The organism is Chromobacterium aquaticum, assembly GCF_021129195.1.
GTDB lineage: Bacteria > Pseudomonadota > Gammaproteobacteria > Burkholderiales > Chromobacteriaceae > Chromobacterium > Chromobacterium aquaticum.
The window spans coordinates 1-8,645 of the sequence record NZ_JAJOHW010000202.1 but is presented as its reverse complement, the minus strand read 5'-3'; the positions used below and the strand labels follow the sequence as shown (position 1 = coordinate 8,645).

The 8,645-nt window shown below is 66.9% G+C and carries 9 protein-coding genes and 1 pseudogene; 4 read left to right on the top strand and 6 right to left on the bottom strand.

Annotation, left to right across the window (positions count from 1 at the left end):
* Together LQT98_RS22745 and LQT98_RS22740 are read right to left on the bottom strand one after the other, a co-directional pair.
* On the bottom strand, positions 1-1,627 hold a 1,627-nt coding region (locus tag LQT98_RS22745; RefSeq protein ID WP_231465411.1), incomplete at its 3' end, for a UvrD-helicase domain-containing protein.
* Between the two features lie 106 nt (positions 1,628-1,733).
* Positions 1,734-2,450, bottom strand: coding sequence for an SDR family NAD(P)-dependent oxidoreductase (locus tag LQT98_RS22740; protein ID WP_331282586.1), 717 nt, complete (start codon positions 2,448-2,450; stop codon positions 1,734-1,736).
* A gap of 142 nt (positions 2,451-2,592) precedes the next feature.
* On the opposite strand from LQT98_RS22740, the gene LQT98_RS22735 reads away from it, so the two are divergent.
* On the top strand, positions 2,593-3,288 hold the full coding sequence (locus LQT98_RS22735) for a S4 domain-containing protein (RefSeq protein ID WP_231465409.1): 696 nt from the start codon (positions 2,593-2,595) through the stop codon (positions 3,286-3,288).
* 107 nt (positions 3,289-3,395) lie between these two features.
* Here the strand turns inward: LQT98_RS22735 and LQT98_RS22730 are convergent, their stop codons facing one another.
* Both LQT98_RS22730 and LQT98_RS22725 read right to left on the bottom strand, forming a co-directional pair.
* Positions 3,396-4,556, bottom strand: a complete 1,161-nt coding sequence (locus LQT98_RS22730) for a glycerate kinase (protein ID WP_231465407.1) — start codon at positions 4,554-4,556, stop codon at positions 3,396-3,398.
* 37 nt (positions 4,557-4,593) lie between these two features.
* Positions 4,594-5,913, bottom strand: a complete 1,320-nt coding sequence (locus LQT98_RS22725) for an MFS transporter (protein WP_231465405.1) — start codon at positions 5,911-5,913, stop codon at positions 4,594-4,596.
* A gap of 184 nt (positions 5,914-6,097) precedes the next feature.
* Between LQT98_RS22725 and LQT98_RS22720 the strand changes: the two genes are divergently transcribed.
* Positions 6,098-7,234, top strand: a complete 1,137-nt coding sequence (locus tag LQT98_RS22720) for a sugar diacid recognition domain-containing protein (RefSeq protein ID WP_231465403.1) — start codon at positions 6,098-6,100, stop codon at positions 7,232-7,234.
* A gap of 6 nt (positions 7,235-7,240) precedes the next feature.
* Here the strand turns inward: LQT98_RS22720 and LQT98_RS22715 are convergent, their stop codons facing one another.
* Together LQT98_RS22715 and LQT98_RS22710 are read right to left on the bottom strand one after the other, a co-directional pair.
* The gene (locus tag LQT98_RS22715; protein WP_048409460.1) at positions 7,241-7,474 is read right to left on the bottom strand and encodes a hypothetical protein; all 234 of its coding nucleotides are present in this window, start codon (positions 7,472-7,474) and stop codon (positions 7,241-7,243) included.
* Entirely contained in the window at positions 7,474-7,758 is a 285-nt protein-coding gene (locus LQT98_RS22710) for a plasmid mobilization protein (RefSeq protein WP_048409459.1), read from the bottom strand. Before LQT98_RS22710 ends, LQT98_RS22715 begins: the two co-directional genes overlap by 1 nt.
* 128 nt (positions 7,759-7,886) lie before the next feature.
* On the opposite strand from LQT98_RS22710, the pseudogene LQT98_RS22705 reads away from it, so the two are divergent.
* Together LQT98_RS22705 and LQT98_RS22700 are read left to right on the top strand one after the other, a co-directional pair.
* Positions 7,887-8,117: pseudogene (locus LQT98_RS22705) on the top strand (DUF485 domain-containing protein); the annotation flags it as partial.
* Positions 8,114-8,645, top strand: a 532-nt coding sequence (locus tag LQT98_RS22700) for a sodium:solute symporter family transporter (protein WP_407928966.1), incomplete at its 3' end; no start/stop codon positions are given. The pseudogene LQT98_RS22705 and the gene LQT98_RS22700, both read left to right, overlap by 4 nt.

Sequence of the window (8,645 nt, the reverse complement as noted above, 5' to 3'; positions counted from 1 at the left end):
GCGCCAGCAAGCGCGCGATCTCGTCGGCGCAAGCGTCCGCCGCCAGCGCGGTGGCGGCTTCGCCGCTGGCGGCCTTGTCCGCCGCCTCCGGCTGCAGCCATTGGAAGCAGAACGGCGACCGGCCATCGTCGACTTCCAGCCGGCCGCCGGAAGCCGGCGCCGCAGCCACCGGCTGGTAGGCGATGCCGTCGATCAGGAACGGCAGCTCACGTGCGAACAGCGCGTTGACGGCGCGCACCAGCGGCGCCTCGGAACGGCGGTTGGTGTCCAGCGTGTAATGGTGTTGCGCGTCGTCGCGCGCCGCCAGATAGGCGAAGATGTCGGCGCCGCGGAAGCTGTAGATCGCCTGCTTGGGATCGCCAACCAGGAAGACCGGCCGCTGCTGCGCGACGAAGCAATGGCGGAAAATCGAGTATTGGATGGGATCGGTGTCCTGGAATTCATCGATTAGCGCCACTTGGAAACTGCGCGCCACATGGGCCGCCAGCAAGGGGCCGCTGATCGGATCAATCAGCGCCGCGCCCAGATCGGTCAACAGATCGTCGAAACCACGGCTGCGCTCGCCGGCGCGGCGCGCGCTCAGCTGCTGATTAACCCAATCGATCAACTCCAGCTTCAGTTGCGCCACCGACAGGGCCACTTCTGCCAGATAAGCGTCCCAGGCGCCCAGCCAGGCCTCCACCAAGGCGAACAAGGGATGCTCCGGAGCGGCATGGCCTTTCTTCATGCCCTTGGCCAGGTTGGACGGCAGCCATTTATCCAGTTGGCGGCGGCCGTCCTTGTCCAGCACCGGCACCGTGTCCGGCGTGCGCAGCAGGGCGTCCAGCGCCTCGATGGCGCGGCCAATGATGGCCGGACTGTAGCTGCGCGCATTGAAGCCTTCGACCGCGCGCAACACATCGGCGGCCTCCGCCGCCAGTTCCGGCCGCGCCGCCAGCGCCCGCCAGCCCTGCTCCACCGCGAGCAAGGCGCGTTCGAGGCCGGCGACATGCGGCGCGCGCATGCGCAGATAAGGCTTGGATAAATAGGGGCGCACCTCGGCCAGCCAGGCGTCCGGCGTTTCACCGTTATCCACCAGCACCTGGGCCAGCAAAGGGTCGTCCACCACTCGCCGTCGCCAGAAGTCGTCGACGATTTCGACCAGTCTATCCTCGTCATCGCTGACCAGTTCGGCTTCGAAGGTCTGGCTGCTTTCGAAGGCGGCGTCGGTCAGCACCCGCTGGCAGAAGCCGTGAATGGTGTAAATGGCGGCGGCGTCGAAGCCGGTGATCGCCGCGTTGAGCCGCTGCAGCGCCAGGGTCCGTACCGGACCAGGTGGAAAACGCGCCGCCAGCGCCGGCAGGAAGGGATCGCCGCCGGGGTCGCCGTCGCCGGCCAATGTCTGCGCCAACTCGCTCAAGCGCCGGCGCAGCCGTTCACGCAGCTCGGCGGTGGCGGCCTTGGTGTAGGTGACCACCAGCAGTTGATCGATGCCGGGCGGCGGCTGGCCGTCGCGCTCCTCCAGCAATAGCCGGGCGAACAGGGCCGCGATGGTCCAGGTCTTGCCGGTGCCGGCCGAGGCCTCGATCAGATTGATGCCGGTCAGCGGACAGTTCAGCGCGTCCAGCGCTTGGGGAAGCAGGCTCATGATGGCGACACTTTAATGCGATTCGGCCATTTAAACGACCCGTAAACGTCTGTTTATGCTGTTGCGCACGGGAGCGGCATCCTGAGCAGCCCCACGCCGCCCGGCCTCAAAAGCGCTCATCCAGGATCGCGGGCAGGATGATTTCCCGCGCGAAGGAGGCATCGGACAAGTTCAGCAAGGCGCGCGTCAGGCTCACCACATCATGCAAGGGAATCAGCTGGCCGGCGCCGCGCTCGGCCGCTTGCTCGCGCGGCACGGACAAATCGTCCTCGGTGTTAAGGTAGCCCAATTGCAGGCAGGTCACGGCCAGACGCTGGGCGCGATATTCTTCGCGCAGCGCGTCGGCCATGCCGCTCAAGGCGAACTTGCTGGCGGCGAAAGCCACCTCGGGCCGGCCGCTGCGCGGCAGCGCCGATGTCGATCCGGTCAAGAACAACTGCGGCTTGGCCGCGCCCGACATGCGCGGCAGCACATGCTTGAGCAGCAGGATGGTCGCCGTGATATTGACCTGCACCACCTCCATCAGCTCCAGGTCCGAGCAATGGGAAAACGCATAGGACGGCTCGAACGCCTCCCGCTCCCAGATGCCCACATTGCACATCACCACGTCCAGCCGTTCCGGCAACGCGCTCATCACCTGTCGCACCGCCTGGGTCGGATTCGACAAATCGGCTTCGATCCAGTCCAAAGCCACGCCAGCCGGCGGCTTCAAACCTTCCGGTCTGCGCCTGGAGACGCCGATCACGCGATCGCCCTCCTGCCCCAATCCTTCCACAAAAGCCTTGCCAAGGCCCCGGCTCGCTCCAATGATCAGTATATTCACGGCCTCTCCCGTTTGAGCAGATTCTGCGCGGCGCTTCCGCGGCAGTTCCAGGCCAGAAGGATAACCGATTCGTCAGATTTGTCGGCCATGCCGGCAAAGGGGATAATCCCTGCCCGAACACTTGCATTCAAGGCCAGACACAATGAGCGACACCGCAATCCGACTTTCAAAACGCATGGTGGAACTGGGCTTGTGCACGCGGCGCGAAGCCGATGCCTGCATCGAGCAGGGCCTGGTGAAAGTGGACGGCCGGATCGTCACCGCGCTGGGCAGCCGGGTGGAACCGCAACAACGCATAGAACTCTTGGGCCGGCCCGACGCGCAACGCGACGCGGCAATCACCTTGCTGCTGCACAAGCCGGCCGACGCCGAGCCGCTGACGCTGCTGGGGCCGGACAGCCAGATGCCGGGCGATGTCAGCGGCCTGAGCTGGCTGCCGCGCCATCGCCAGCATCTGCAAGGTTTCGGCGCGATGGCCGAGCATGCCCACGGCTTGGTGGCGCTGACCCAGGACCGCAAGCTGGCGCAGCGGTTGACCGATTGCCAGCTGGAGTTCCTGATCAATGTCGACGCCGCGCCTTCCGCCGCAGATCTACAGCAACGGCAGAACGGCCTGCGCCCCGGCGGCAAGCCTCCACGCGATCTCAAGATTTCGCGCCAGAGCGACCGCCAGCTGCGCTTGGTGTTGCCGGCGCGCGACGCGCGCTGGCTGGACGATATCTGCGCCGGCCTCGGCGTCAGCCCGCTGGCGCTGCGCTGCATCCGCATCGGCCGGCTGGCGATAGGCCAGTTGACCGCCGGGCAATGGCGCTATGTGCCGGACTTCGAGCGTTTCTGAGAACCGATTCAAAGTCTGCTGCGCTGTTGAAAACGGCGTCGAAATGCTCATGTACCGCCTATACATTCCGCTCCCTCGGCTGTTTTCGCCTTGTCTCGCTCTTCTCGCTAGATCGTGAACCGGTTCTGCGAGCTTAGTTTCATGCCCAGCGCCAGCGCCGCCGCCGCATTGCGCGCGGCGCGGCGCACATTGTCGCCCGCCTCGGCCAGCGCCTGTTCCACGCTGCAAGGCCGGCTGACCGCGGCGAACACCGCGTCCAGCCCATGCGCATGGGTCAGCTCGCTGCCGGCGCCCAAACAACCTCCTATCGCCAGCACCGGCACGCCATAACGCCGGGCGACGCGGGCGACGCCGATAGGGGTTTTGCCCTGCACGCTCTGGCCATCGATACGGCCTTCGCCGGTCACCGCCAGATCGGCGTCGGCCAGCGCCGCGTCCAGGCCCACCGCCTCGGCGACGATGGCGCTGCCGGAACGCAGCTGCCCGCCCAAGCAGGCCAAAAGCGCGGCGCCCATGCCGCCGGCGGCCCCGGCTCCCGCCACCTCCGTCACCGCCACGCCCGCCTCGTGTTCCAGGCGGGCGGCGAAATGCGCCAGCGCCGCGTCCAGCTCGGCCACCATCGCCGGGGTCGCGCCCTTCTGCGGCCCAAAGACAGCCGACGCGCCGCGCGGCCCGGTCAGAGGGTTGTCGACGTCGCAGGCCACGTCGATGCGGCAGCCGGCCAAACGCGGTTCCAGGCCGGACAAATCCAGCCGCGCCAACCGCGCCAGCGCCGCGCCGCCCGGCGGCAGCTCCCGCCCGTCCGCGTCCAGCAGCCGCGCGCCCAGCGCCTGCAGCATGCCGGCGCCGCCGTCATTGGTGGCGCTGCCGCCTATCCCCAGCACGAAGCGGCGCGCGCCGGCGTCCAGCGCCGCGCGTATCAGTTCTCCGGTGCCGTGGCTGCCGGTCAACAAGGGATTGCGCCGCGCCGTCGGCACCAGCGCCAGACCGCTGGCGGCGGCCATCTCGATCACCGCGACGCCGTCCACGGTCAAACCGTAACGCGCGGACACCGCCTCGCCCAACGGGCCTCGCACCAGCGCTTCGCGCCACTGCCCCCCCAAGGCGTCCAGCATCGCCTGCACCGTGCCCTCGCCGCCATCCGCCATCGGCAGCTTGCAATAGCGGGCAGCGGGAAATATTTCGCGGAAACCGTCCTCGATCGCCTGGGCCACGTGCAGCGCGCTCAGGCTTTCCTTGTAGGAGTCCGGGGCTATGACGATTTTCATGCGGTTTTCAATCACAGAAGATGACAAGAGCAAGATATTAGCGATTGACCAGCCGCGGCGGAATCCTCAGCACCAGCAGCGCGCCCGCCAGCATCACGCCGGACAGGATGTACAGCGCCGGATCGGTGCTGTGGGTCAAGTCCTTGATCCAGCCAACCAGAAAGGGGCTGACGAAGCCGGCCACCTGGCCCAGGGAGTTGATCAACGCCAGCCCGGCGGCGGCGGCGGCGCTGCCCAGGAAGGCGGTGGGCAACGGCCAGAACATCGACAGGCCGGCGAGCGCGCCCATGGTGGCCAGGGTCAGGCCCAGCATGGACAACCAGACCACGCCGCCGCTATTGGCCGCCAGCAGCAAGCCGGCCACGCCCATCAACAGCGGCAACACCACGTGCCAGCGGCGCTCGCCGCGCCGGTCGCCGGAACGGCCGACCCAGACCATGAAGAAGCAGGCGGCCAGATATGGCAACGCGCTGAGCCAGCCGATGGCGCCGGCGTTCTGAAAGCCCAAGCCCTTGATGATGGATGGCAGCCAGAAGTTGATCGCGTACACCCCCATCTGGATGGCGAAGTAGATCGCGCCCAACATCCATACATTGACATTGCCCAGCACGCTGGCGAAAGACTGCTCCATCGGACGTTGCGCCGCGCGCCGCGCCTCGTCGTCGATCAGCGCCTGCTGCATCGCCGTCTTTTCTTCCGCGCTCAGCCAGCGCGCCTGGGCGATGCCGTCGTTCAGATAGAAATACACGCCCAGGCCCAGCAATACCGTGGGCAGGCCTTGCAGCAGGAACAACCACTGCCAGCCGGCCAGGCCGCCCTGGCCGGCGGCGAAATGCTGCAGCATCCAGCCGGACAGCGGGCCGCCCAGCACGCCGGACACCGGGATCGCCGACATGAACAAGGCCATCACCTGGCCGCGCTTGTCAGCGGGGAACCAGCGGGTGAAATACAGCACGATGCCGGGGAAGAAGCCGGCCTCGGCCACGCCGGTGAAAAAGCGTAGCGTATAGAAGGACTGCGGCGTGGAGACGAACATCAGGCAAGCGGACAGCGCGCCCCACACCAGCATCAGCAAGGCGATCCAGCGCCGCGCGCCCACCTTGTGCAGCATCAGATTGCTGGGCACGCCGCACAAGACGTAGCCGATGAAGAAAATGCCGGCGCCCAGGCCGTAGACCGTCTCGCTCAGGCCCAGCGCGTCCAGCATCTCCAGCTTGGCGAAGCCGACGTTGACGCGGTCCAGGTAATTGAACAGATAACAGACAAAAATGAAGGGAATCAGCCGCCACACGGCTTTTTTGTAAGCACCGTCCAGAATGTCCTGCCGCGGCGCGTTCAGGGTTTCGCTAGGGTTCAAATCCATCTCCTCCGCGCGCGGGGGCCTTCCCTCCGGCGCATCTCCTTGGTTCTGATGAATATTGTTTTTGTATTGTGCCGCCCATTCTGGTCAGCGCCGCCGAAAAATTCTTCATGCAAACATCTGGTTTATGCACTGGGATTGTCGGAATATATTATGCAAACGCACAAAACCGGGAAGCGCCATGCCCATTCTGACCGCCGAACTCGCGCAGGACATCGTTAGCCGCACCATGCGCATCATCCCCTTCAATGTGAACGTGATGGACGCCCAAGGCGCGATTCTGGGCAGCGGCGACGCTGGCCGGCTGGGCCAGTTGCACGACGGCGCGCTGCTGGCGCTGGCACAGCGGCGCACGGTGGAGATAGACGAGGCCACCGCCGGCAAGCTGCATGGCTCGCGCCCCGGCATCAATCTGCCCTTGCAGGTGGACGGCCGCATCGCCGGCGTGGTCGGCCTGACCGGCCAGCCGGAGCAGGTGCGCCAGTTCGGCGAACTGGTGCGGCTGACCGCCGAGATGATTCTGGAACAAGCGCAGTTGCAGCGGGCGCTGCAACACGACGCGCGCCAGCGCGAGGCTTTCGTGTTGGAGTGGATACGCGAGGAATCCGACGCGGCGCTGGATGCTTGGGCGCAGCGGCTGGGGCTGCGGCTGGATCAGAACCACGTGGCGCTGAGCCTGCAGCTGGATGCGACGGACTTGGCCGCGGACCAGGCCCAGGCGGCGCTGCAGCAGTTGCAGGCGGCGCTGGCGACGCGCTGGCCGCGGCTGCTGAGCGCGGTCGCGGCTCCGTACGAGTTGGTCTTGGTGGAGGCTTGCTCAGAAGACGGCGAAGCCGAAGGCGGAACGCAGCTGCGCCGCCGGCTGCACGCGCTCAACGCCTGGCTGGAACAGGCGGACACGCCGGACTACCACTTGGGCATGGGCATTGCGCTGCCCGGCCGCGACGGCGCGGCCCAATCCTGCCGCAGCGCGCGCGCCGCAGCGCGCATCGGCCGGCAGCGGCAGCCGGAACGGCGGGCGCACAGCTATTACGAACTGACGCTACCGGTGCTGTTGTCCGATCTCAATCACGGCTGGCAGGCGCAGCAACTGCGTCTGCCGCTGCGACGGCTGGAGCATGCCGGCAAAAGCGGGCTGCGCCGCACCGCCGAAGCCTGGTTCGCCCACCAGTCCCATCCCGGCGCCACCGCGCGGGCGCTGCACATCCACCGCAACACGCTCGACTACCGGCTGGCCCGCATCGCCGAAATCACCGGCCTGGATCTGCAACGCCACGAGGACCGCTTCCGGCTTTACATCGCGCTGTTGCTGGGCTGAAGAAACTCAGTCGCCGCCGGCATCGGCTTCGGGCTGCCGGCCTATGCGCTTTAGCCGCGCGGGCTTGGCGCCCTGCTGCGCCAGCGCGATTTCCAATAGGGTTTCCAGACGAATCACGCGCTCGGTCAGGCTTTCGATCTTGGCCTGCTGGCTTTTCATCGCTCCGGCCATGCGCTCCACCTTATCGTTCATCTTGATCACGGTGGTCAGCGCGTCCCACATCTTGTCAGCCACCCCCATCACGCCACCCGCTTGCCACTGGCGCGCGCTTCCATGACGGCGATGCGGCGGTTGGAGGCCTCGACATAGCTCAAGGTCTCGTCGATGGCGGCGCTGGCTTGCGCGGTGGTTTTCTCCATCTGCGCAATCATCGCGGCCAGCAGTGCATCGTCGTCCCCGGGCCGGAAAGCGTCGGCGGCACGGCGCATGAACTCCCCCACCGGCAGGCCAGCGGCCTCGGCCAGCGCCTTGTAGCGCTTCTTGTCCTCCGCGGTGACCAGCACCGGAATCCGTTCCGTCGTCATTGCCGTAAACCTCCCTGATAGATGGTCATGTGCAGCACATGACCATCATAAACAGCGCCCCTCGCCGCGGCAAGCCTCCGGCGGCGGCGGCGCTGGATGCGCTACACTAGCGCTTTTCCCCAGAATTCGCCGCCATGACGCGAACAAGCACCCTCTCCCGCCGGCTGGCCTGGACCGCCGCCGCCGGCTGCCTTGGCTACTATCTGCTGCTGGCGCTGCGCCCGGCCTGGCTGGAAGCCAAGCTGGGCGGCTGGCCGGCATCCGTCCTGCTGGCGCTGGCCATGTTCCTGCTGTTCTTCCTGCTGGCCGCCGGCTATGCGCTGGCCGCCGGCCGCGCCGACGATGCGGAGCGTTCATGAGCCACGCTTCCGCCTTTTTCCTATTATTCGCGCTGCTGACGCTGGCCATCACCGCCGCCGCCGCGCGGCGCACCACCTCGGCCGGCGATTTCTACACCGCCGGCGGCCGTATCCGCGGCTGGCAGAACGGCCTGGCGCTGGCCGGCGACTACCTGTCGGCGGCGGCCTTCCTCGGCGCAGCCGGCATGTATCTGTCCCAGGGCTACGATTCGCTGGCCTATGCCGTCGGCACCCTGGCCGGCTGGCCGCTCTTGCTGTTGTTGCTGGCGGAGAAACTGCACGGCAGCGGCTGCTATACCGCCGCCGCGGTGCTCAGCCGCCGCTTCAACCATGACGGCGTGCGGCTGGCCGCCAGTGTCAACTCGCTGACGGTGACGCTGTTCTATCTGATCGTGCAGATGGTGGGCGCGGGCAAATTGATCGAGTTGCTGTTTGGCCTGCCCTATCTGGCCGCGGTGAGCCTGGTCGGCGCGCTGATGGTGCTCTACGTGGCCTTGGGCGGCATGTTGGCCACCACCTGGGTGCAGA

Excerpts from the sequence above, each read along its gene's own strand:
- LQT98_RS22710 (WP_048409459.1), bottom strand. The coding sequence starts at position 7,758 with ATGACGACGGAACGGATTCCGGTGCTGGTCACCGCGGAGGACAAGAAG.
- LQT98_RS22715 (WP_048409460.1), bottom strand. The coding sequence starts at position 7,474 with ATGGGGGTGGCTGACAAGATGTGGGACGCGCTGACCACCGTGATCAAG.
- LQT98_RS22720 (WP_231465403.1), top strand. The coding sequence starts at position 6,098 with ATGCCCATTCTGACCGCCGAACTCGCGCAGGACATCGTTAGCCGCACC.
- LQT98_RS22735 (WP_231465409.1), top strand. The coding sequence starts at position 2,593 with ATGAGCGACACCGCAATCCGACTTTCAAAACGCATGGTGGAACTGGGC.
- LQT98_RS22730 (WP_231465407.1), bottom strand. The coding sequence starts at position 4,556 with ATGAAAATCGTCATAGCCCCGGACTCCTACAAGGAAAGCCTGAGCGCG.